General features: G+C 36.6%; 17 protein-coding genes and 1 tRNA gene. 14 read left to right on the forward strand and 4 right to left on the reverse strand.

What is annotated here, in order from left to right; genetic code table 11:
* Positions 1 to 28 precede the first annotated feature (28 nt).
* Entirely contained in the window at positions 29 to 2269 is a 2241-nt protein-coding gene (locus V6R96_RS07575) for a CocE/NonD family hydrolase (protein WP_336378549.1), read from the reverse strand.
* Positions 2270 to 2506: 237 nt separating this feature from the next.
* Here V6R96_RS07575 and V6R96_RS07580 point away from each other — a divergent pair, with 237 nt between their 5' ends.
* Positions 2507 to 5470, forward strand: a complete 2964-nt coding sequence (locus tag V6R96_RS07580) for a tetratricopeptide repeat protein (RefSeq protein WP_336378550.1) — start codon at positions 2507 to 2509, stop codon at positions 5468 to 5470.
* A gap of 86 nt (positions 5471 to 5556) precedes the next feature.
* The gene (locus V6R96_RS07585; protein ID WP_336378551.1) at positions 5557 to 7326 is read left to right on the forward strand and encodes a TonB-dependent receptor; all 1770 of its coding nucleotides are present in this window, start codon (positions 5557 to 5559) and stop codon (positions 7324 to 7326) included.
* 172 nt (positions 7327 to 7498) lie between these two features.
* On the opposite strand, the gene V6R96_RS07590 is transcribed toward V6R96_RS07585, so the two are convergent.
* Together V6R96_RS07590 and V6R96_RS07595 are read right to left on the reverse strand one after the other, a co-directional pair.
* A tRNA-Arg gene (locus V6R96_RS07590) sits at positions 7499 to 7570 on the reverse strand.
* A gap of 342 nt (positions 7571 to 7912) precedes the next feature.
* Positions 7913 to 8200 (reverse strand): hypothetical protein, encoded by a 288-nt coding sequence (locus V6R96_RS07595; RefSeq protein WP_111955039.1) that lies wholly within the window; start codon positions 8198 to 8200, stop codon positions 7913 to 7915.
* A gap of 286 nt (positions 8201 to 8486) precedes the next feature.
* Between V6R96_RS07595 and V6R96_RS07600 the strand changes: the two genes are divergently transcribed.
* On the forward strand, positions 8487 to 8936 hold the full coding sequence (locus V6R96_RS07600) for an Hsp20/alpha crystallin family protein (protein WP_111955041.1): 450 nt from the start codon (positions 8487 to 8489) through the stop codon (positions 8934 to 8936).
* A 208-nt stretch (positions 8937 to 9144) separates the two neighbouring features.
* Here the strand turns inward: V6R96_RS07600 and V6R96_RS07605 are convergent, their stop codons facing one another.
* Positions 9145 to 9966, reverse strand: coding sequence for a helix-turn-helix domain-containing protein (locus tag V6R96_RS07605; protein ID WP_336378552.1), 822 nt, complete (start codon positions 9964 to 9966; stop codon positions 9145 to 9147).
* A gap of 211 nt (positions 9967 to 10177) precedes the next feature.
* Here V6R96_RS07605 and V6R96_RS07610 point away from each other — a divergent pair, with 211 nt between their 5' ends.
* The 11 genes from V6R96_RS07610 (at position 10178) to V6R96_RS07660 (ending at position 24310) form a co-directional block, all read left to right on the forward strand.
* A complete protein-coding gene (locus tag V6R96_RS07610) occupies positions 10178 to 11221 on the forward strand; it encodes an alpha/beta hydrolase (protein WP_336378553.1) in 1044 nt (347 codons plus the stop codon).
* Positions 11222 to 11593: 372 nt separating this feature from the next.
* Positions 11594 to 13513: a polysaccharide biosynthesis protein gene (locus V6R96_RS07615; RefSeq protein ID WP_407934745.1), complete on the forward strand. Its 1920-nt coding sequence runs from the start codon at positions 11594 to 11596 to the stop codon at positions 13511 to 13513.
* A 310-nt stretch (positions 13514 to 13823) separates the two neighbouring features.
* Entirely contained in the window at positions 13824 to 14540 is a 717-nt protein-coding gene (locus tag V6R96_RS07620) for a polysaccharide biosynthesis/export family protein (protein ID WP_223559243.1), read from the forward strand.
* Positions 14541 to 14545: 5 nt separating this feature from the next.
* Positions 14546 to 16882, forward strand: coding sequence for a tyrosine-protein kinase (locus V6R96_RS07625; RefSeq protein ID WP_223559244.1), 2337 nt, complete (start codon positions 14546 to 14548; stop codon positions 16880 to 16882).
* Positions 16883 to 16884: 2 nt separating this feature from the next.
* Complete coding sequence (locus V6R96_RS07630) at positions 16885 to 17853, forward strand: SDR family oxidoreductase (RefSeq protein ID WP_223559245.1); 969 nt, start codon at positions 16885 to 16887, stop codon at positions 17851 to 17853.
* 21 nt (positions 17854 to 17874) lie between these two features.
* Positions 17875 to 19167: a nucleotide sugar dehydrogenase gene (locus V6R96_RS07635; protein ID WP_223559246.1), complete on the forward strand. Its 1293-nt coding sequence runs from the start codon at positions 17875 to 17877 to the stop codon at positions 19165 to 19167.
* 20 nt (positions 19168 to 19187) lie between these two features.
* The gene (wecB, locus tag V6R96_RS07640; protein WP_223559247.1) at positions 19188 to 20306 is read left to right on the forward strand and encodes a non-hydrolyzing UDP-N-acetylglucosamine 2-epimerase; all 1119 of its coding nucleotides are present in this window, start codon (positions 19188 to 19190) and stop codon (positions 20304 to 20306) included.
* The gene (locus tag V6R96_RS07645) at positions 20307 to 21617 is read left to right on the forward strand and encodes a polysaccharide biosynthesis C-terminal domain-containing protein (protein ID WP_336378554.1); all 1311 of its coding nucleotides are present in this window, start codon (positions 20307 to 20309) and stop codon (positions 21615 to 21617) included.
* A complete protein-coding gene (locus V6R96_RS07650) occupies positions 21608 to 22159 on the forward strand; it encodes an acyltransferase (RefSeq protein ID WP_202089959.1) in 552 nt (183 codons plus the stop codon). The genes V6R96_RS07645 and V6R96_RS07650 overlap by 10 nt, the downstream gene beginning before the upstream one ends.
* Positions 22159 to 23238, forward strand: a complete 1080-nt coding sequence (locus V6R96_RS07655) for a polysaccharide pyruvyl transferase family protein (RefSeq protein WP_336378555.1) — start codon at positions 22159 to 22161, stop codon at positions 23236 to 23238. The genes V6R96_RS07650 and V6R96_RS07655 overlap by 1 nt, the downstream gene beginning before the upstream one ends.
* Positions 23228 to 24310 (forward strand): hypothetical protein, encoded by a 1083-nt coding sequence (locus V6R96_RS07660; RefSeq protein ID WP_336378556.1) that lies wholly within the window; start codon positions 23228 to 23230, stop codon positions 24308 to 24310. The genes V6R96_RS07655 and V6R96_RS07660 overlap by 11 nt, the downstream gene beginning before the upstream one ends.
* Positions 24311 to 24319: the final 9 nt, after the last annotated feature.

A 24319-nucleotide genomic window follows, 5' to 3' on the forward strand; every position in this document is an offset into this window, starting at 1 on the left:
AGACTGAGACTATAAGCGTTAATGGCCTTTATTCTTGATAAATAGGTATTTCCACATAGCTGTCGTTGTACCATTTTATTTCCAGTGGCTCACCGGAATCTTTTATCGTTTCATCGCTTACATCTTTGCCCGTTCCATAATTGATCTGCCAGCTTGGGCTTTTATTGACGCCAACCAATAGGGCAAGTCTGCTTCCTTTTTCTATTTTTTTGCTGATGAATATTGAATTTTTTATAGGGATCTGTTCTATTCTACCGGGTTCAAGTAGCTGGCGTAAAGCATTGTTTTTTGCATAGCTCGCTCTTACAATATGGGTTGATAACAGGAAAGCTTTGCCATCCGGCTGTATCTGGTACAGATATGTATCCGTATCAAAGTCTTTTTTGTTAATGGAAACATTAAAGAATCCGGCCGGGTTTCCACTGATAATAAGATCTTTGTCCAACACTTCGCTTTCAAAATACATCGAATTTGTGGTTTTTATACTGTCTGTTTTACTTACTGGATGATAAGTATCTTTTTGATCCCGGTTTTTAAAATCAACGGTCTGTTTAGTGAAGCTTTTCTCTGCCGGCGGATTAAAAACAGATGAACTGCCTTTACGGTCCTGAAGATAAAACTTAAGTGTTGAAGTGTGCATTTTTTCAAGAGTAGGAGTATGTTTCCATGTATTGGTATTCATTACCTGAAAGTTGATTCTGTCTTTTAGAAGAGCTGGTTTTTTGCCGTTTTTCAGAATATAATCAAACCATGAAAAAGCCAGGTCGTCAATGCTTATTCTGGCTGCAGGATCTATTGGTCTGCCATTAACGAAAGTAAATCCAAAACTTTGTGCACCGCCATGATCATATGGGCCCATAACCAGATAATGATTGGCATTCTTATTATATTGATGATGGGCCTTAAAGTAGGACATTGCACCAATTTGATCATCATCATAATATCCTGTAGTCGTTAAGATAGGAATATTGATATTTGCAAAATCTTCCTTATAAGGAACCATTTTCTGCCAATATTGATCGTAACCCGGGTGATCCAGCCATCTTTGAAATATCCTGTTAGGCTTACCACTGATAGTATCCAAAGCTCTGAACGATCTTCCGCTTTTGTACCATGCCGTATTGATAGAATCCCATTTTGTAAAATTATTAAAATCCGCTTCGTCAGTAAGTTTATTGTTGGTCACATAATTAATCCACTGTAGCATATAGCTCATGAATATATTGTTTTGGGCAGGGTAGTCTATTCCAATTCCTACAGCGACCTGTGGGACAATTGTTTTTAAGGCAGGGTGCAATTTCTTCACCGCTGCCCACTGGCTGAAACCTAAGTAACTTCCGCCGATCATTCCGACTTTACCATTGCTCCAGGGTTGTTTGCTTACCCAATCTATAACTTCATAAATGTCCTGTGATTCATGCTCAAAAGGATTGTTTTCATCATTGCTGTTTCTTTTGCCACGGGTATTTATAACAGCTCCTACATAATTGTAAACGGCAGCTCTTTTTCCAAAATATGAATCAAAAGGTCCGGCATAGATATTATTGGTAAGAATAACAGGAAGTGGAGCCGGGTTTTCCTTTTTTCTGACAATAGTGATCGTCAGGGTATTTCCGTTTTTGGTTTTCAGATCCTTTGTTTCGGTAATGAATTTTTCCTGGTCTTTTAACTTCACTAACTGTACAATCTGAGGCTTGGTGCTGGAAAAAGTCTTATAGTTTAAATAGCTTTTACATAACGCCAGAGCCGAGGTATAATCTATGCTATCCTTATCTTTCTGCTTGTTCAACGCTTCTTTTAATAATTTCCTGGAAGCAGGAACATCTCCATCAACAGCAATACCCACTTTAGTGATCAGTTGATCAGGAAGGCCTTCATACTTTTTATTGAACGCTTTTTGAAGCGCATCAGGAAAACTTATTTTTTTCTTCTCCTCAATCAGTTTTGCCAGGCTGTAAAATTCGTAGGCAATGAATTTATTTCCTGCCATATTATGATCTGCAAATTCCTTACGGTAATCTGCTAATGTTGTGACAGATGTTTTATAGTCTTTGGCGACCATCTGCAGGCGTAGCAGGTTATCCAAATAAGCAAGTCTATTGGTTTTTTTTAGCTTCAGCATTGGAGCCTGAGTGATCAGTTTTGATGCTAGCTGGGGCATTTGTTTTTCCAGAACCACGGAGTCTGTAACTGCCGTTTTGGGGAAGTAAAACTTCTGAGCATGCATCAGATTGACAAATATTAATGCTAAAAGTATCTTAATTTTCATAATATGGTATGTTTTTAGCTGCTGTAGAATGAGGATTAAATCAAAATATTTTATGATAATTCTATATTGATATCTATTTAACTTTTATGATACTAAAGTAATCATTTTTTATCATCAAATAGTGAAATGCATTCAATAGATATTTTGGATTATTAAACCTTTTAAAACTTGCTTAAACAATAAGTTTTTAATATTTTCGTTAACTTATATAGACTAATCTTTTTATTCAGAAAAAGAATGAATTCAAAAAAAATCCTTCTCTCAGCTGCCGTGCTTTATTTCGGAACTTCCGAAGCGCAACAGTCACAGTACTTTACACAGAAAGACAATTACAGATTCAACCTCGCAGAAAATCTTTATCAGACCAAAATATACAATGCTTCCCAGTTCGAATATGCCAGACAATACTTCTATAATCAGAATTTGTCCAAATCGAGAAAGGAAGCAGCGCAGTTTTTTGATAACGTGATCGGGGTGATTCTGCAGAAAAACCATGCGGAGGAAGGGTTAACGGCCTTCATGAAAGAATATCCTAATTCAGCCTATTTTGCTCAGGCTAATTTACCGCTGGCCGATTATTATCTGGCTAAAAAAGATTTTGAAAAAGCGTTAGAGACCCTGAAAAAAGTAAATCAGTACCAACTTTCAAAAGAAGAGAATACACAGTATATTCTGAAGCTGGGCTATGCTAAATTCATGATGGGCGATACCAAAGGGGCTACAGATGCTCTGGAGGAAGCCTATAAAACAGCTGATGAATCCCAAAAAGGAGATATTGCTTATATGCTGGGTCACCTGTATTATTCCAACAGACAGAGCGATAAAGCGTTTCAATACTTTGATTCTGTAAAAGACCAGCCTAAGTTTTCTAAACTGGTGCGTCCTTATTATGTACAGATGTATTATAATGATAAGAATTATGACCAGGCAATTACCGAAGGAACCGCCCTCCTGAACGAGGACATTTCTGAATCTTACAAAGCTGAGGTTCATAAGATCATCGGGGAAAGTTATTTCATGAAAAATGACTACACTTCGGCATATCCGCATCTTAAAGATTATTTGAGCGTACAGCAGAATCCTTCTGAAAATGACCTTTACGAAATGGGATTTGTAGCCGCTCAGCTTAAAAAATATGATGAAGCGGTTTCGTATTACAACCAGCTTATCAACAGCAATTCGGCGCTTGCACAGAATGCTTACTATCAGTTAGGAAATGCTTATCTGGCAGTTGATAAAAAGCAGGAAGCCCTTTCGGCCTTCCGTTCTTCTTACCAGATGGATTACGATGCCAAGGTGAAGAAATTAGCTCACGAACAGTACGCAAAACTAAGCTACGATATCGGGAACCCGTTTGAAAGTCCTTCTGCTGTAATCCAAAATTATATCAACAACAATCAGAATGATGCGAATGCTCCTGAAATGAGATCGCTTCTTGTGAAATCCTATTTATATTCCGGAAACTATAAAGAAACCCTGAATGCAATTGACAGACTTCAGGATTCTACTCCGGAAATCAATAAAGTAGATCAGGAGGTTTCCTATTTGTTGGGGACGGAAGAATTCAACAAAGGAAATTATGATGATGCCGAAAAATATTTCCTGAGGAGCTTAGGGTTTAATATCAATAAAGAATTTTACAACAGAGCATTATATTGGTTAGGACAGGTGTATTACCAGAAAGGGAATTATCCGTCCGCCATTACCCGCTATGAGAAACTCCTGACCGAAAACTTCCCTGAAAAGCAGCAGCTGCCTTATGATTTAGGCTATGCCTATTTCAAAGCTAAAAAATTCGACCAGGCGCAGACTTATTTCAAGCAGTATCTGAGCAATCCGAAACCTGAATTTAAAAATGATGCGGAGCTCCGCCTGGCAGATATTCATTATGCGAACAATGACCTGAACGAGGCAATTGCGATTTACGATAAGAATGAAGATGCTACGGACTATACTTTATATCAAAAAGCAATGGCTTTAGGATTTAAAGGGGACACACAGGCAAAAATCACCAATTTAAAGAATCTTTTATCCAAATATCCGGATTCTGAATATTATGATGATGCTCAGTATGAAATGGGAACGGCTTATGCTGCCCAGGATGATTTTGCCAACTCCAATGATGCTTTTGCCAAAGTGATCAAAACATCTTCGGATAAAGACCTTATTGCAAACGCCTCTATTTACAGAGCGCAGAACTATATTGACCAGAACCAAAATGATAAAGCGCTTTCTGAGCTTAAATCTTTAGGAGAGCAGTACAAAAATACAGCGTATGCCGAGAAGATTGTTCAGACAGCAAAACCTGTTTTCACGAAAAACGGAGACGTTTCAGGATATGAAAGCTTTGCAAAAAGTATCGGCGTGAATGTAGATGCTTCTGAGATAGATGAAATTAATTTGTCTACCGGAAAACAGTATTTCACTAAGAAGGATTACAAAAATGCTATTTCTTACTACGAAAAATATTTAACGCAGAATCCTACCGGGGAAGGCCTTTACCAGGCTAAATACGAGCTGGGTGAAAGCTATTATCAAACCAATAATTCTACTAAAGCGCTTCTTGTTCTTCAGGAAGTGGCATCGGTTCAGAATGATTACCAGGATGATGCACAGACCCGTCTGGCACAGATCTCCATCGCTCAGGGGAACACGGCAGAAGCCAAAAAATACCTTGAGAATCTCAAAAACTCTTCAGATATCAGCATTAAGAACTATGCGAATGTAGAGCTCATGAAGATGTACGCGGATGAGAAAAACTTCTCTCAGGCTGAAAAACTGGCAGATGCAGTGATTGCCAATACGAAAAACTCTGCTGCAGTTATTGAAACTGCGAAAGTAATCAAAGCGAGAAGCTTAATGAATTCAGGAAAAGATAAAGATGCACAGTCAGCTTATAGTACTCTTGAAAAATCATCCAATACCTCGGTAGCGGCTGAAGCATTGTATGCAAAAGCGTACTATCAGAATAAAGGAAAAGCATTCAAATCTTCAAACGAGACCATCTTTAAGCTGGCCAATAATTATGCATCCGAAGACTATTGGGGAGCAAAAGCTTTGGTACTGATGGCTAAGAACTACGTTGGGCTGAAAGATAATTATCAGGCGAGCTATACATGCGATCAGATCATTGAGAACTATAAAGATTTCCCGGAGGTCGTGGCAGAAGCAAAAGAGGTTAAAAAGCAGATTAAAAAGTAAAGTGTATAAAGTATAATGTAAAAATGTACAAAGTCCAGTAAATACATTATACATCCGACATTATACATTAATACAAATATTGAACAATGAACAGAAAAATTCAATTATTATCCATATTATTTTTAGGGTTTTCGCAGTTTGCGTTTTCCCAGATCAAGGAGGAGAAACTGATTCTTAATAAGAAGCGGGAACCGGAGGTGAAAAAGATCGAGAAGAAGAAGACCTCTGTGGAAACGATCAAGAATTATCCGCCGGAAGAGAAATCTCAGAACCCTGTAAAATATACCATTACAGATGTGCCTGCGGTTTCAGATTTCAAAACTTCTACCATTCAGGGACAGGATGTGACTCCGAAATTCGAAGGGACGGCTCAGAATAATTATGTACAGTTCGGAATGGGTAACTTCGGGAAGATTCTTGCAGATGCCAATATTTCCAAGACGCTTGATAATAAGCTGGAAGTAGGGGCAGATTTCCATTTCCTTTCTACTTTAGGTCTGAAAAAAGAATATGCCTGGGACTCCAAACAGAGTTCTACAGCGATCGGAGCTTACCTGAATTCATATGGCGAAAAAGGAAAATTCAACCTGAATGCCCAGTATGGATTGGATAATAACAGATATTACGGGATCTATGCTTTGGAGCCGGCTGCAGATGTTGATTTGAAGCAGAGAGTAAGCCAGTTTAAAGTGAACGGATATTACGATTTTTATTCCAACGAAATTCTAAATGATGTAAGGGTAAAATCATCTTTCCTGAAAGATCATTTTGATGCACAGGAAAACCAGGTTTCCATTTTGGCAAATCTTTCCAAGCATGCTGTTGAGATCGGAAAATCAGGAATCAATTTAAATGCGGACTTAGGAGTAGGACTGGAGGCTGTGAAAACAGAATTTGCCATCGTAGACAAAAATTCATCCAATTTCTTTAATACAACTTTAGATCCTAAAGTGACATTCAGAAAAGGAGACTCTTATTTAATGCTGGGATCTACATTTTCTTTCTTAAATTCCAAGAACTCAAACGATGTGCTTGGTGGTGAAGTCAAAAATAATAAAACATACTGGTTTCCACAGGCCGAGTTTCAGGTTGCTGCCGCTAAAGAATTCAAATTTTATGGCGGGGTAGACGGAGGCTTAAAGCTTAATACTTTTGGAGATCTTTTACAGGCAAATCCATTTATTGTTTCTGACCAGTTTTTAAAGCCAACAGAGACGAAATATCATTTTTATGTAGGACTGAGAGGAGACATCGATGAAACATTCAAATATGACTTCTCTGCCGGTTATGGAAAGATGAAAGATATTATGTTTTTCCAGGGAAACAACCTTTTCGACAATGTCTATACTTTGAATCGTTCTGCTTATAATTTTGCCAATACGTTCTCTGCAGTTTATGACGACGGAAATGTAAGTGATATCAAAGGAAGTGTACAGTATTTCCCGCTTGAGAACCTGATTTTAGATGGGGAAGTAAGATTTACCAAATATGATCTGAAGAATTACGAGGATATTTACAACGTTCCTTTAGTGAACGCCAGCATCGGAGCAAAATATACCATGTTGGATAAAAAGTTACTGTTAGGATTCAAAGGAATCTTTGCCAGCGACAGAACAACTAATTCTTTTGCTCTTGAAGGAGTGGCAAACCCGGATATGGTTTACCAGTCTACGGAAAACAGAGATGATAAAGTAGGAGGCTATGCAGATTTAAACCTTTCTGCAGAGTACAAATTTCATAAAAACTTCAGTGTTTTTGCCATCGGAAACAATCTTCTAAACTCCAATTACCAGACCTACAAAGGCTATAAAGTCTTAGGTGCACAGATTCTGGGAGGAGTGAAGATTACCTTTTAAGCCTAAAGAAATTTTCAAGACAATAAAACCCTTTACATTCCAAATGTAAGGGGTTTGTTTTTATGGCTATAATGCTTTATTTTTTGTCCGTAACCGTTGGAAGTTCAAAACAAAAAAAAGAGAAAGTGTAATTATTTAATTTTTAATAATATACAAATTCTCTTTTATCAAGTGACCGCAGAAGGATTCGAACCCTCACTGTCGGAGCCGAAATCCGAAGTTCTATCCATTAAACTATGCAGCCATGTTCATCAGCAGTGAATAAATTCAAAAAGACTTATCACGTATGATTTCCGACTGCGAAAATACTGATTTTTTTACAATTTATGAAGCCTGCAAAAGTTTAATTCCAAAATCATTGTAAGATAAAATTATCTTTTGACAACAGGTACCAATTGATGTAGAGACAAGTGATTAAAGCTCAGTTATTTAAAATAAGATCTTCAATTTAGAACCATAAAATAAACTATTGAAGCAATATTTTGCGTCAAGGGATAGTTCGATTAAATCATTAGGTCTTGTCTAAAACTAATACGTAAATCTTATATGGAATTAGGCCGTAGGAACCCGATAAAAGTTGTTTAATTTACCTGCTGGGACGTGCGCTGTCTGATACTGCTGCATTAATATTACCAGTGGCGTTGCCTGTATTATTATTGCTTGTTTTTCTGCCGCCTATATGAGTCTTTGTATTGATACTGTCCCGACCTGACGTGCTATCTGCGGAGATGCGGGGCGATGAGGCACCTGTATCAGTCTCGGAATAAACATTTTGGGTATTGGCTGAATCAGTAGAAACGGTATTTTTTTCGTTATTTTTTTTACAAGCTACAAGGAAGCTTATGGCCATGATTGATAAGAATAAATTTTTCATAAGTTATATTATAATGATGGTTAGTGTTATTAAATGCTTTAATTATTCAAAATTATATATTACTCATCAATACGTCTATGAGTGAGATCATAATACATTATTCGGAGTGGATTACTATGGTTCCCTGCAGAAATAATTTTTGAAGTAAAAAGTGAAATTTTGTCAGTTTTTCTGCAAAAAAAACACACTTTTCAACATGGTATTTTTTTTGATGTTTTCATAACGTACAGCTGGCCAGCTGATTTATGTATAAAATGATTGTTTAACTTAATTTAAAAAGATTATTATGAGTCTTATTAAAAGAAACCCGAATGGCTATTTAGCCTTTCCAGGTCTTTTCGATGATTTTTTTAATCGTGAACTTTTTAACTGGGGAAACAACAATTATTCATCGACCAGTACAACGGTTCCTTCGGTTAATATCAGAGAAAATGAAGATGCTTATGAGGTGCAGATTGCTGCGCCGGGTATGAACAAGAAAGATTTTGAAGTGAAACTTGACGGAAACCTTCTGACTATTTCGTCCTCTAAACAGGATAGCAGCGAAAGGGAGCAGGACAATTTTACCCGAAGGGAGTTCAGCTATCAATCGTTCCAAAGAAGCCTGGAACTTCCAAAAGATGTTGTCGATCAGGATAATATCAATGCAAAATATGAAAATGGATTGCTTTTGCTGACCATTCCGAAGAAAGAAGATGCCAAACAGAAGCCACCGCGATTGATTGAAATATCTTAAGATAAATTCCAATTGTCATGAAACTAAGAAAGAAGGTCTGAAACAGGCCTTCTTTTGTTTATTTAACAGTTTTCCGGTTGCTTCTAATCCTTTTTCTGCCCGGCAGATAATAGGTAGATGTCTCTAAAAGCAGTACCAGTCTTCTTCGTATCTTAGAAATTAATTTCACGGAAAAGAGATTGCGGTGAGTGCTCAAATAACATACATATTATAGCCGGTTTCTAAATTCGCTAGGGCTGATTCCCAACATATTTTTCACATATCTCGTAAAAAATGAATGGCTGGAAAATCCCATTTGGTCAGCAATTTCAGAAATATTCAGGGTTTTGTTACCCAGTAGGAAAATAAGTCGGTCTTTCGTATAACGTTGTATCCACTCCGATGTAGTGATGCCGGTATTGGTTTTGCAAATCTGGTTTAGATATTTTGGGGTTATATTAAGCAGACTGCTATAAAATTGCACTTCGCGGTGTTTCATACAGTGTACTTCTACGAGTTTAATAAATCGCTCGTATAATGTTCCGCTTTCCAAACTGCGGCTTCGCCTTTCAAGCTGGTCAATAAAAATATCCCACATTTCCAGCAGGAAAAGCTGCATTTGAAGTTTTAGAATTTCGTCATAAAAGCGATTGGCTGTTTCAAGCGACTTAATGTACAATGATTGAAAATTTTTCAGAATTCTTTTTTTGTTTTTTTTATCTGGACGTAATAGTGGATCAACTCTATGATGCACAATGGCGTCGATGCTGATGTTCAGGCTGGGAAAATTGTCTGTTAATAAATAATTATCAATAAACAGTACTGTTGCAGTAAAGTTTTTAGAAAAAGATAAATCTGAAATCTTACTGTCAGCAAGCCAGAAAATAAATTCGTCTTGCTTACATTGAACAGGCTTTCCATTAAAAATAAAGCTTGCATTTCCACGCTGGCAATAGATGTGCGTATGATAGTGTAACTGGAAATCTTCCGGAAATTCGATGTCTCCGGTGGCTTTCAATAATAAAACTTTTGGTTGAGCCGGTGTTTCCATTTACTTTCTGTCGATAAAATGCTAAAATACGTAATATTTGACATTATTACTGTACTATTTGTAACAAGTTGCATATTTATCTGATTTAATTTTGTATTATAAATTAAGTGATTGAAATGAACAGTCCTCCTTACCTGAACGGGAACAAAAGGTCAGTGGTTCTCGCAGTTGCTTATTTCAGGAAAAATCAATTAACTAAATAAATACTGTAATGAAAAAAATAATAACACTGGCAGTGATGCTCTTTTTTACAGGGCAGATATTTGCCCAAAACAAAAATTTAAATACCTCAAAAATGGATACGGCAGAACACTATACTTTTCAACTGAGCGAAAACGTAGTAAGAACAGCGGTGACTTTCAAAAACCGTTACGGTATAACATTATCAGGAGATTTTTATCTTCCGAAAAATGTTAAAAGTCAGAAATTAGCAGCATTAGCGATTAGCGGACCATTCGGAGCAGTAAAAGAACAATCATCCGGTTTATATGCAAACCAAATGGCAGAAAGGGGCTTTGCTGTCATCGCGTTTGATCCTTCGTATACCGGTGACAGCGGTGGAGAACCTCGAAACCTCGCATCACCGGAAATTAATACCGAAGATTTCAGTGCTGCTGTCGATTTTTTAGGACTTCAGAAAAATGTGGATAGAAACAGGATAGGCATCATTGGAATTTGTGGTTTTGGAGGCTTTGCATTGAATGCAACTGCAGTTGATAAAAGAGTGAAAGCGGTCGCTACTACCAGCCTGTATGATATGACCAGATTGATGTCAAAAGGATATAACGATGTGATAAGTTTGGAACAGCTCACAAAAATATTGGATGACCTGGGGCAACAGCGTTGGAAAGATGCTGAAAATGGAAACCCAACCAAAGGCAAAAGAAACCTTCCCGAAAGTCTAAAAAGCGACGAACCACAATTTGTAAAAGATTATTTCGATTATTACAGGACTTCCCGTGGTTTTCACACCAATTCACTTAATTCAAACGGAGCCTGGCTTTTGACCAACCCTTTATCGTTTATGAATATGCCGATACTTACCTATGTAAAAGAAATTTCTCCAAGACCTGTGCTTTTAATTGTTGGTGAGAAAGCACATTCGAGATATTTCAGTGAAGATATTTACAAAATGGCCTCCGAACCCAAAGAACTGATGATAATTCCTGGTGCAGTTCATGTTGATCTTTATGATAAAGTTGATGTAATTCCATTTGATAAACTAGAAAGTTTTTTTGAAAAGTATCTGAAATAATTTTTAAATCATTTTTTTTCAAGCAAAGCCGTAAGCTTTGCTTTTTTTATTTCACAGATTATAAGAATTGCCTGGTGAAAAATGATAATGCGCCATTTATTATTAAAAATAAACATGAAGAAATTTCATTTTTTTAACATTATGATTTTTTAACATATCGGCTTGAAATTTGAAAAATACTGTGTTGCAATGAGATATGAGTCTTGTGTGTTCTGTATGGTTAAAATAGGTAATAATTTCAATATATAATATGTTAAATTAACATATGATGCTAAATACTGTATTAATAATTAATTATATTTGTTTAAAATTAAAAACCACCAAATGTTGAATTAAATAAAAAATATAAATATTTTTAGGTTTATCTGTAGTATGGGGAATGTTTTTAAAATCAAAGAGTTAAGGTACGTACCTAGGTGGTTAGTTTTTTTTATTGATATTTCAATAGTTTCCTTTTCTGTCTTAACGATCTATCTGTTATTAAAAAAACTGCACGTAAAAATTTATTTTGTTGAATATCTCAATGAAAAAATTTTAACGATTATTGGGGTTAATATTTTATGTATGCTCCTCTTCAAAACATATGCAGGAATAATAAGATATTCTACTTTTTTTGATTTTTTTAAAATTCTGTGGTCTTCGGGCAGTACCTTTATAGTATTGCTGGGCCTGAATTTTATATCAGATATGGTGTTGGGAAGGCCGCTTTATTTATATCCGGCACTTTTTTTATTCTTTTTCATTTCCACTCTTCTCATGTTCTTTTTCAGGATGCTTACCAAACAGCTTTTTAGCATGGTTATGGATCATAAGTATAAGAGTATCCCATCCAAAATAAGAGTTGCTGTTGTAGGAGTGGGGGGCGAATCTGTCTCATTGGCCAATGCAATTATTCATAATCCGGGGCACGCTTATCAGCTGGAAGGCTTTTTTAGCGCCAGATCAGATTCCAAAAAGGCAATGTTACTGGGGTATAAGATTTATAATAAAAAAGAACTTCTTAAAAGTCATAGTCTGACTAACCAATTTGATGCGGTTTTAATCCGGGGAACGATGGAGAAGGCAGAAATGGAAGAGTGGATGACACTTGCACTGGATAAAGGATTGAAAGTGTTGAAAGCACCGTGTCTCAACAAAATAAAGGAAGATGGTATTGTAGGAGGTTTCAGTCCCCTTCAGATTGAAGATTTACTGGACCGCAGCCCGATAAAAATTGAAAGTGAAGAAGTAAAAAGCCGTCATTTTAATAAAAGTATCCTGGTGACCGGAGGTGCCGGGTCTATTGGAAGTGAAATTGTGAGGCAGGTTGCTCAGTTGGATTCATCACTTATTGTGGTTGTAGATCAGGCTGAATCCCCTTTACATGAACTGAAGCTTGAGTTGCTGGAAAGATTTCCGAACCAGAATTTCAAATTTGTGCTGGCGGATATTTCGAATTACTACAGGCTTGAAAAATTATTTGAAGATTACCATTTTTCAATAGTATATCATGCAGCAGCCTACAAGCATGTTCCATTAATAGAAGACAATCCGCATGAAGCTATTTTTGTAAATATCGGGGGTACCAGAAACTTAGCTTTATTATCCAGGCAATATCATGTTGGCCGGTTTGTGATGGTATCTACCGATAAGGCTGTGAACCCAACCAATGTAATGGGAGCCTCTAAAAGAGCTGCCGAACTTTTTGTGCAGTCTTTACAAAACTCTCCTGATAATACAACAAAATTTATTACAACCCGTTTTGGGAATGTGCTGGGATCTAACGGTTCTGTAATACCACATTTCAGGAAACAGATTGAAAAAGGAGGTCCGGTTACCATTACCCATCCCGATATTATCCGTTATTTTATGACCATTCCTGAAGCATGCGAACTGGTACTTCAGGCAGGGACAATGGGCAACGGAGGCGAAATTTATGTTTTTGATATGGGTAAGCCTATTAAAATTCTGGATCTGGCTAAAAGGATGATAAAGTTATCCGGATATACGCCGGATGTTGATATTAAAATTGATTTTATAGGGTTAAGACCTGGCGAAAAGCTGTACGAAGAGCTTCTAACAGATAATTCTACGACTATTCCTACCCATCATGAGAAAATCATGATTTCAAGAGACCCGCTGATGGAATTTGAAGATATAGAACTTCTGTGCAGGCAGATTATGCGTTCGGCCATAAAAAAAGAGAGTTTGCAGGTCGTTCAGATTCTGAAAATAATTGTACCGGAATTTATAAGTAATAATTCGGAATTTGAAATTTTAGATAAAACACCGGAACGTGAAGTCTATCAGTAACATAGTTTGAATTATGGTGTTGATAAGTGAAAAATAATCAAATATTTTTACTGTTTTATTTCCAATCGGAATGAAAATTGCTACACAATGAATTGACTTTTAAAATTAAGATATTTTTATTTGAATCCATTTCATACATAAGTGAATTTATATTTAATGTAAAATATACTTAGTTCTATCTTTTGTTGTATGTATCTTTAATAAAATAAGTATTAATTCGAATAGACTTAAATAACATATGAAGAAAACTATTATTACATATATAATACTGTTATCGGTTACTTTACTTTCATGTAAGCCCAAGCAAAACATGGTATATATATCAAAACAGAATATGGAAGAAGAGGTTAGTAAGGCAAAATTTCAAGGACTGCATATTCAGGAGGGGGATGTTCTCATGATCCTTGTTTCTGCACTGGACGAAATTGCTGTGAAGCCTTTCAATCTTAATACAGCCAATAAAGTAGGAAGTGATTCCGGCGCAGGAAACAGTCAGTATGTACAGCCAAGCGAGTATTTAGTAAATGATGAAGGATTTATCTATTTCCCTGTAATAGGAAATGTATATGCTAAAGGAATGACCCAGATACAACTGAAACAGGACCTTGAATCCCGTTTGAAGAAGTATCTTACAGATCCTATGGTATCCATTACTCTGAAAAATTTTAATGTAAGTATTTTGGGTGAAGTAAAGGAGCCAGGTCAAAAACAAAGTGTTTCCCAAAAGGTAAATATTTTCCAGGCATTGGGTCTAGCAGGTGATATGACTGATTATGGCGATCGTACAAATGTGAAACTTATCCGTACAGGAGATGATGGAGTAGACCAAATTGTTAACGTTGATTTGACAAGATCTGATATAGTCAGTTCACCTTATTATTATATGAAACAAAACGATATATTATATGTGCAGCCGGATAAAAATAAGCAGGTTATGGCCAACACAAACCCGAATAGAGCTCTTACATTCCAGATTATTGGTGCATTATTAACGGCAGGTACCCTTATTGTTGCTTTAACAAGATAATAAATATGCAGCAGACAGAATTTCAGGCAAAAGAAGAGAAGTTGGATTTAAGAAAAACGATTTCTAAATATCTTTATAAATGGCCATGGTTTATAGCATCTATGTTTGTTTTTATAATAGGAGCTTATATTTATCTTAGATACAGTGTTCCTCAGTATCAATCAAAGACTACCCTTAAATTTGATAAAAAAACAAGTGATCTTTCTTCAGCTTTGGCAGATTTGGATAATCTGGGTATAGGTTTGGGTAATGCTGATGAACTGAAAAGTGAAGCGGCCGTAGTCAATTCTCGGCCTATACTCATGCAGGTAGTGAAAAACCTTAATCTGAATGTAGAATATTTTAATGCCGGAGAATTTAAAGATTGGCAACTGTTTGCAGGCGCACCTATTACAGCGAAAATATTAGCTTATAATAAAAAGAAATTTGTTTCCTCACAATATACTATAACAAAGATAAAGGGTGATGAATTTACCCTTCAGGATGGACAAAAAGGAAATACAACAGGGAAATTTAATATTCCTGTAAAGCTTGATTTTGGAACAGTAGTATTGCAAAGAAATTCTGCTCTTATGCCTAAATCAGAATATAAAATCATTTTTTGGAATCCCGTTGAAAAAGTAAAAAAACTTGAAAAAACAATACAGGTTAGTTTACCGGATGAAAAAGCGATGTTGATGGAAATCAGTCTTATAGCATCTCTTCCTGAAAAATCGGAGGCTATTCTTAATGAAGTGACTAAACAGTATAACCTTGATGGGCAGAGAGATAAGAATCTGCAGGCACAGAATACGCAGGAATTTATCGATAAAAGACTGGAGGTGATTACGAAGGATCTTTCCGGAGTAGAAAATCAGAAGGAAGACTTCCAGAACCGTAACCGTATTGTGGATCTGCAGGCGCAGGCAGAATTGGCTCTACAGAATACAAGTGAAAATACTAAAGCTCTTCTTCAGCAGCAAGCCCAGCTTGATCTTCTAAACTCTCTTGCTACGGAAGCCCAAAAAGGAAACAGTCAGCTCATGCCTTCTAATTTGGGGCTTAATCCTTCTCTGGAACAATCTATTTCTCAATATAATTTACTTCTGATCAGCAGAAATAAAACCCTCAAGCAAGCAACCAATGAAAACCCTGCTGTTATTGAAATGAACAGGGAAATTGCTTCTCTGAAGAACATCATTCGAGATAACATCAATGAACAGAAACAAACAGTACAGACGGGTATTGCTCAACTTCAAAACCAAATTACAAGTAGTAATAAAGTCATAGAAAAGGTTCCGGGACAGTCTAAAGTTTACAGAGGTATAGAACGTCAGCAAAATCTTAAAGAGCAGCTCTTTTTGTTTCTCTTGCAGAAAAGAGAGGAAAACGCAATTAATTTGTCGGTAGATGTACCGAAAGCCAAAATTGTGAATCCTGCTTTTACGGAAGATATTCCGGTGTCACCTAAAAAAGATATTATTTTTCTGGGAGCTTTTTTCCTAGGGATATTAATCCCTTTTGCGATTTTCTATGTGCTATTCATGCTGGATGATAAAATTTACAGCAGAGAAGATATTAAAGCACGTTCTTCATTAGGGGTACTGGTTGATATACCGTCACTTAAAGATAATGAAAACCATTTGGTGCAAAAAAACGATTTTTCGGAGTTGGCTGAAGCATTCAGGGTTCTTGTTTCCAATCTTAAATTTGTTTTGCCTACAAAAGATTCTGCCAAAGTGATTATGGTAACCTCTTCGGTAAAAGGTGAGGGTAAAACCCTGGTCTCTGTTAATCTTGCCCTTACCATAGCCAATAAAAACGGAAGGGCTCTTCTGATTGGTTCGGATATCCGTAATCCTCAGATCCAGCGGTATGATAATGAACCTACCAAAAGAAAAGGACTTACAGAATTTTTATATGATGATTCGGTAAATGTAGAGGATCTAGTCCACACATCAACTACGAATCCTTCATGTGATGTTATTTATGCGGGTTCAATTCCTCCCAATCCTCAGGAGCTGCTTTCTAATGGAAGATATCAGAAACTTATTGAGCAGATGTCTTCTGAGTATGCTTATATTATTATAGACTCCGCACCACTTATGCTGGTTTCGGATACACTGAGTATTGCAGATACAGCAGATGCAACATTGTATGTCGTAAGATCCGGAGTATCAAAAAATATATTGATAGATTTTGCTAACGACCTTGTAAGAGACTCTAAATTGACGAATGTATCTTTTGTCGTTAACGATGTTTCCAGACGGGCAGGAGGTTATGGATATAACTACAGCTATGGCTATGGCTACAGTCAGACCAAGGATAAAAATAGCTGGTGGAAGAAAATTTTTAAATCATAGAAATGCATAAAATTTTAATTACAGGAGGAGCGGGTTTTATAGGTTCCAACTTAACGGAATATTTTTTAAATAAAGGCTATTATGTCGTTTGCTTAGATAATTTTGCAACAGGACACCGTCACAACATCGAGCCTTTCCTTAACAACCCAAATTATAAACTGATTGAAGGGGATATCCGTGATTTGAAAGTTTGCCAAAAAGCAGTAGAAAATGTAGATTATATACTTCACCAGGCTGCATTAGGTTCTGTTCCGAGATCAATTAAAGATCCTATTACAAGTAACGATGTGAATGTTTCAGGATTTTTAAATATGCTGATTGCTGCCCGTGATGCCAAGGTAAAACGTTTTGTATATGCTGCTTCATCATCTACCTATGGTGACTCTGCATCATTACCTAAAGTGGAGGATGTGATCGGGAAACCGTTATCGCCATACGCCATTACCAAATATGTCAATGAGCTGTATGCAGACGTGTTTGGAAAAACATACGGAATGCAGTGCATCGGTTTGAGGTATTTCAATGTATTTGGACGCAGGCAGGATCCGAACGGGGCATACGCTGCTGTGATTCCTTTGTTTGTAAAGCAGTTAATCAATCACGAATCTCCAACCATTAACGGAACTGGCGATTATTCACGTGATTTTACTTATATCGATAATGTCATTCAGATGAATGAGCTGGCCATGCTTACCGAGAATCCTGAAGCAGTGAACACAGTTTACAATACAGCAGTCGGGGATCGTACAACACTGAATGATCTGATTGGATACCTTAAAAAATATTTAAGCGAATTCGATGAACAAATTGCCGATGTGAATGTCATTTATGGCCCGAACCGTGTGGGGGATATCCCGCATTCACTGGCGTCTGTTGAAAAAGCAGGAAAATTATTAGGATACCAGCCTACTCATACGATAGAAAAAGGATTAAAAGAAGCTATCAGCTGGTATTGGGAAAATTTAAAATAAACAAGTTTAAATCGAGTCTTTGTGGAAAAACAATATAAAATTGCCGTTATCGGATTAGGATACGTAGGTCTGCCTTTAGCACGATTATTTGCAACCAAGTATCCGGTTGTAGGTTTTGATATCAATCAGAAAAGGATTGAGGAATTGAATACCGGTGTAGACAATACTTTAGAAGTGGAAAACGAAGTATTGAAAGCTATATTAAAACAGGAAAGCCCTTTTCACCATTCCAATGAAAATGGATTGTACTGCTCTGCTGATATCAACGATATCCAGGATGCAAACATCTATATTATTACGGTTCCAACGCCGGTTGATAAGCATAACCGCCCCGACCTTACGCCGTTATATAAATCATCGGAAACGGTGGCTAAAGTATTGTCAAAAGGAGATATTGTAATTTATGAATCTACTGTATATCCGGGCGCTACCGAGGAAGAATGTATCCCTGTTCTGGAAAAAGTTTCAAGATTGAAGTTTAATCAGGACTTCTTTGCAGGATATTCTCCGGAGCGTATTAATCCTGGAGATAAAGAACATACCGTGGAGAAGATTCTGAAAGTGACTTCAGGTTCTACACCGGAAATTGGAAAAACAGTAGACGCTTTATATAAATCTGTGATTATTGCCGGAACTCATTTAGCTCCGACTATTAAGATTGCAGAAGCTGCCAAAGTAATTGAAAACTCACAGAGAGATATCAATATCGCTTTTGTCAATGAGTTGGCAAAAATTTTCAACCTTTTAGAAATAGATACCCATGCAGTGCTTGAGGCTGCAGGCACCAAGTGGAACTTTTTACCGTTCAAACCGGGATTGGTAGGCGGACACTGTATTGGTGTAGATCCTTATTATCTTGCTCAGAAGGCTCAGGAGAACGGTTATCACCCGGAAATTATCCTGGCAGGACGCCGTCTTAACGATTCTATGGGGCAGTATGTGGCTTCCCAGCTCGTGAAAACGATGATTAAAAAGAAGATTACGATTAATGGTGCCAGAGTTCTAAACTTAGGAATAACTTTTAAAGAGAACTGTCCGGATGTACGTAATACCAAAGCGGTAGATGTGATCCACGGGCTGGAAGATTATGCTTTACACGTTACTACTTTTGATCCTTGGGCTAAGCCTGAAGAAGTAAAACATGAATACAACCTGGATGTGATCAATGAGATTCCGGATGAAAAATTTGATGCAATTATTCTTACTGTTGCACACAAGGAATTTATGGATATCAACCTGAATCACTATCTGAAGGAAGAAGGGATCATTTATGATGTAAAAGGAATCCTGAAAGAGTGCGATGCTAAATTATAAATATTTGCTTACTTAAAATTATGAAGAAAAAACATCTAATTGTTTTTGGAACTAGGCCAGAAGCCATAAAAATGGCTCCATTGGTAAAGGAATTCCAAAAAGAAGAATCATTCGACACTAAAGTTTGTGTTACAGCTCAACACAGAGAGATGTTAGATCAGGTTTTAAGTTTTTTTGATATCAAGCCGGACTACGATTTAAATTTGATGAAGCCTGGCCAGAATTTGTATCATCTGACCGCTGATATTATCACCGGGCTGAAATCTGTTTTAGAAGATTTTAATCCGGATTATGTATATGTGCACGGGGATACAACCACAACCATGGCGACCAGTATAGCCAGTTTCTATTCCGGGGCTAAAGTATGCCATGTAGAAGCAGGATTGAGAACCCATGACAAGAGATCTCCATTCCCTGAAGAAATGAACCGCCAGGTAGCGGGACGTATTGCCGATTATCATTTTGCCCCGACAGAACAGTCGAAGCTTAATTTATTGGCAGAAAACACTAAAGAAGAGAATATATTGGTCACAGGTAATACTGTGATAGACGCATTATTCTACAGCTCAGAGAAAGTGGAGCATATAGATAATAAAGAAATAGAAACACTGAGGTCCATCATAGATGTATCCAGAAAAATTGTACTGGTTACAGGACACAGAAGGGAAAATCATGGACAGGGATTTATCAATATTTGTGAAGCATTAAAAGAAATTGCCGTTACAAATCCTGATGTTCAGGTTATTTACCCTGTGCACCTGAATCCCAATGTAAAAGGACCTGTGTATGAAATTTTATCTGAGGTTAATAATATAGTATTGATTGAGCCTTTAGCATACCCTGCCTTTGTATGGTTAATGAATCAGTCGTATATCATCATCACCGATTCCGGAGGGATACAGGAGGAAGCTCCAAGTCTTGGGAAACCGGTATTGGTAATGAGAGATACTACGGAAAGACCTGAAGCAGTGAATGCCGGAACGGTAATTCTGGTAGGTACAGATAAAAATAAAATTGTTTCAGAAGCGCAGAGTTTGTTAAATGATACCGTACGTTACCAATCCATGAGGGAATTGCATAATCCTTATGGCGATGGAACGGCATGTGAACGTATCGTAAATTTTATAAAAAGTAAATAAATGAATATATCTTCTCTGCTAAAAAAGAAGATGTTTAAAGAAACTTTGACGTATTCCATAGGAAGCTTTGGATCAAAGATTCTTTCATTTTTATTAGTCCCTTTTTACACCTATTTTCTCACTAAAAAAGAATTGGGAGAATATGACTTACTGCTTACCACAATAAGTCTTTTTGCGCCACTGGTTTCATTACAGATTTCTGATGCTACGTACAGATGGTTAATTGATAAAGAATACATCAGTGAAGACCAGAAGGCAAAAATTATGACCAATTCTATTATCACACTATGTATAGGGTATCTTATTTTTTGTATTGGTTTTTCCATTTATGTGTTTTTTAACAGCTTTCAGTATGAGGGATATTTTATCGTATTAATTTTCCTGAATTGCTTACTGCCTTTATTGCAGAGCATTTTAAGAGGACAGGGAAATACGAAGCAGTTTGCGATCAACGGGATTCTGACTACTTTTTTGATTGTAGTTTTTAATGTCGTTTTCATTTATGTTTTAAAATTAAATGTTGAAGGAGTCTTTATTGCCAATATTGCAGCGTACACGGTAGCATGTATTCTGATTTTGTATAAGGTGAAAATACTTCAGTATTTCAAATTTAAATATTGGGATCCTGAGCTTATAAAATCTATGGCATCCTATTCTTTGCCTTTGATTCCCAATTTAATGAGCTGGTGGGCCATATCATCTGCCAGTAAATTTATTATCCTGCATTATATGGGGCCCGAAGGAAATGGATTATATGCGGTAGCAAGCCGTTTTCCTGCATTGCTTCTGGTGATCAATTCTGTTTTGCTGCTGCCGTTACAGGATAGGATCTTAAAAGAAGAAGATAACCTGACCTTTAATAGATTACTGGGAAAGTTTATCATGTTTGAATTGGCCCTGGCCTTTACGCTGGGTATTTTATCCCCTTTGATGACCAAAATACTGGTCTCCAAAGAGTATTTCGAAACCTGGGAATATATGCCCTATTTGTATCTGGGGGTAGGATTTAATGCCATTGCTGGTTTTTTGGGATTAAAATATCAGAAAGAAAAGAATACATTAAAAATCACATTGACGACCTTGCTGGGCGCTGTTGTATCCATAGCATTAAGTATTGTTTTGATACAGTATATAGGCCTGCAGGGAATATCAATTTCATTTTTATTAGGATTTCTGGTGGTTTTACTGTTACGGTATATTGATATATATAAAAAAGAGATTTTTAATATCAAATTTTTTATCATCATCTTTTTACCGGTGGTTACTTACTTAAGTATTTTATTAATCAAAAAAGCGATATCATGTTTTTAATTGGAAAATTAAATAGAATTCTCGATCAGATCAAGTTTAATAAAACCAAAAAAAGATTAAAACATTTTGGTGAGCTTAATGATATAAATCCCAATATAAGGCTGCTGTATCCTGACAGGATTTCCATTGGTTCCTACGTATATATTGGTCCCAATGCCGATATCAACGGACTTGGAGAAGTTGAAATCAGTAACGGAGTCATCATTGGCCCGAATTTAACCGTTCATTCGGCTAATCATAAGTTCAGGGATTCAAAATTTATTCCTTATGATGAAACTTTTGAATTCAAAAAAGTAAAAATTGACGAAAATGTATGGATCGGGGGAAATGTAATCATTACACCCGGAAGCCAGATTGGAGAAGGATGCATCATAGGTGCCGGATGTGTGGTTTCAGGAAAAATACCGCCGCTTTCCATTGTCGTGGGAAATCCTTGCCAGGTCATTAAATCAAGAGATGCAGAACATTATTACAGATTAAAATCTGAAGATGCAATTTATTTGAAAAATAAATTATTAAAAAATATCAAGCCGGAAATATAATGAATATATCAATAAAAGGAGCATATGGTGACAGTAATTTTGGCGATGATTTGTTGATGATCGTGTTTGAGGATTTCATCAAAGCCAATATCAAAAACAGTTCCCTGAATTTTATAGGAGCTGAAAATAGCTATGTCTCTAAATTTTTATGTGATTCTTCATACAATAATAATCAGAAAGATGATCTTTTGGTCTATGGTGGAGGAACGCAGTTTTTTTCTTTTATAGAAAAATCTACACTTAAAACCAAACTAAAGAATAATATATCCAAAAGTCCGGTTAAAATACTAAAAAAAGTATTGCAGAAGCTTGGACCGAGAAATGAAGCGGTAACCCATTCTGAAAAAGCTTTTTTGGGCTTCGGATTAGGGCCGTTTAACAATAACATGCAGGCTATAGAATTTGCAAAGAATCAGTTGAAAGATTCCCTTTTTACAGGAGTAAGAGATCAGGTTTCTTATGATTATTGCAACGACTGGAATATCCAATCATTCTTAGGAGCTGATGTGGTATTTTCCTCCGGTTTTAATAAATATATTCAAAACGTCCCACAGATTGAAGATTCCAACAAAATAGGAATTATCGTGAGAGACTGGGAGTGGAAGAACAGTGCGGCGGATTATCAGGAACAGCTGATCAGTTTTGTCAATTCCAATCCGCAACTTGATGTTACGTTTATAGTATTTGCAAAAGATAAAGATCCGAAATGGATGAAAAGGATACAGGATTACAAAAGTATAGTCTGGAATCCGGAAACCATGGAAATCAATGATTTTATAGAAATTTTAAATTCATTTTCCACATTCATTACGGCGCGTTATCATGGAGCCATCATTGCCGGCTTGTTAGGGAAGAAAGTGATCTGCGTAGAAATAGAGCCTAAATTAAGGATTCTTACCCAGCAGATTCCGTCATTTGCCTTATGGAATAATGATTTTGATATTCCGAAGCTTAATGATTTAGTACAGTCAGATCTGGAAAAAGATCATCAGAAATACATTTCAGAGCTCAGATCAAAAGCAGATGAGATGTTGAACCAATTTGTAAAAAAATATAACAGCAGATTTAATGGAGAATAAAGAAATTGTAATAGTTCATAAAACCTGCGTTTCAGATTACCCTCCTTTATTGGCTTTTATAAAGTATCTGAATAAAAACGGTTATAAAATTCATCTGGTATTAGGCTTTGAAAAAGGAAACCTGATCGACGAGCTGAACAGTCTTTGCGACAAAGTTCATTTAACGGATATAAAACCTTCATCCAACAAGTTTTTATACTGGTTTAAGATCAGAAAGACTTTCTGGAAAATTATTAATGAGAATAGATATCAGGATAAACTGATCTGGATTCCGGCCGCAGATACCACCCTGGCTTTGGGGAATAAATTGTTGTCCCTGAACTATGTGCTTAATCTATACGAGCTGTTTGATTACGCGCCAAGGTACATCAAAGGCCTTGAAAAATTTGCTAAAAATGCAAAGCTCGTCATCTGTTCCAATTTGGACAGAGCGAATATACTTCGGGTTTGGTGGAAGCTGGCCAAAACACCGGAAGTTATTCTGAATAAACCGTATTCGGAGTTGTCTGAAAGAAATCTTCCTTTGACGGATGAACTGTCAAAGCTGTTAGAACCTGTAAAAGATAAAAAGAAAATTATTTATCAGGGAGTTATTTTTCCTGAAAGAGAACTCGAAGGAATTTGCCGCTACATCAATCAGTCAGAAGATTTTGCACTGATCATTATGGGTAAGGAAACAGACTATTTGAAAAAACTCAAAACCATCTGTCCTTCCATCATCCATATTCCGTTTGTAGCGCCTCCTTATCATCTGCATGTAACCAGCCATGCGGATATTGGTATATTAACGTATGATCACTCCTCTTTGAACAATATATTTTGTGCACCGAACAAATTATGGGAGTTTTCTAATTTTTCTATGCCAATGATCGGGAATGATATTCCGGGGCTTATAAATACGGTTGCAGCTGGCAGAATGGGAGAGTGCATTGATTTTCAGAAAGAAGATCTGGTCGCTAAAACCCTGCACAGCATATTGGAAAATTATACGGAATATTCCAGGAATGCCAAATCATTTTATAACAGTTATAATTATGATCTGGAATTAGACCGTATCATGCAGAAATTGTAGAAACAGAGA

This window comes from Chryseobacterium sp. CCNWLW53 (assembly GCF_037083525.1).
In the GTDB taxonomy this organism is placed as follows: domain Bacteria; phylum Bacteroidota; class Bacteroidia; order Flavobacteriales; family Weeksellaceae; genus Chryseobacterium; species Chryseobacterium lathyri.

What these genes read in the sequence shown, in the direction of transcription:
- V6R96_RS07575 (WP_336378549.1), bottom strand. Translation starts at nt 2,269, where the DNA reads ATGAAAATTAAGATACTTTTAGCATTAATATTTGTCAATCTGATGCAT.
- V6R96_RS07580 (WP_336378550.1), top strand. Translation starts at nt 2,507, where the DNA reads ATGAATTCAAAAAAAATCCTTCTCTCAGCTGCCGTGCTTTATTTCGGA.
- V6R96_RS07585 (WP_336378551.1), top strand. Translation starts at nt 5,557, where the DNA reads ATGAACAGAAAAATTCAATTATTATCCATATTATTTTTAGGGTTTTCG.
- V6R96_RS07595 (WP_111955039.1), bottom strand. Translation starts at nt 8,200, where the DNA reads ATGAAAAATTTATTCTTATCAATCATGGCCATAAGCTTCCTTGTAGCT.
- V6R96_RS07600 (WP_111955041.1), top strand. Translation starts at nt 8,487, where the DNA reads ATGAGTCTTATTAAAAGAAACCCGAATGGCTATTTAGCCTTTCCAGGT.
- V6R96_RS07605 (WP_336378552.1), bottom strand. Translation starts at nt 9,966, where the DNA reads ATGGAAACACCGGCTCAACCAAAAGTTTTATTATTGAAAGCCACCGGA.
- V6R96_RS07610 (WP_336378553.1), top strand. Translation starts at nt 10,178, where the DNA reads ATGAAAAAAATAATAACACTGGCAGTGATGCTCTTTTTTACAGGGCAG.
- V6R96_RS07615 (WP_407934745.1), top strand. Translation starts at nt 11,594, where the DNA reads ATGGGGAATGTTTTTAAAATCAAAGAGTTAAGGTACGTACCTAGGTGG.
- V6R96_RS07620 (WP_223559243.1), top strand. Translation starts at nt 13,824, where the DNA reads ATGGTATATATATCAAAACAGAATATGGAAGAAGAGGTTAGTAAGGCA.
- V6R96_RS07625 (WP_223559244.1), top strand. Translation starts at nt 14,546, where the DNA reads ATGCAGCAGACAGAATTTCAGGCAAAAGAAGAGAAGTTGGATTTAAGA.
- V6R96_RS07630 (WP_223559245.1), top strand. Translation starts at nt 16,885, where the DNA reads ATGCATAAAATTTTAATTACAGGAGGAGCGGGTTTTATAGGTTCCAAC.
- wecB (WP_223559247.1), top strand. Translation starts at nt 19,188, where the DNA reads ATGAAGAAAAAACATCTAATTGTTTTTGGAACTAGGCCAGAAGCCATA.
- V6R96_RS07645 (WP_336378554.1), top strand. Translation starts at nt 20,307, where the DNA reads ATGAATATATCTTCTCTGCTAAAAAAGAAGATGTTTAAAGAAACTTTG.
- V6R96_RS07650 (WP_202089959.1), top strand. Translation starts at nt 21,608, where the DNA reads ATGTTTTTAATTGGAAAATTAAATAGAATTCTCGATCAGATCAAGTTT.
- V6R96_RS07655 (WP_336378555.1), top strand. Translation starts at nt 22,159, where the DNA reads ATGAATATATCAATAAAAGGAGCATATGGTGACAGTAATTTTGGCGAT.
- V6R96_RS07660 (WP_336378556.1), top strand. Translation starts at nt 23,228, where the DNA reads ATGGAGAATAAAGAAATTGTAATAGTTCATAAAACCTGCGTTTCAGAT.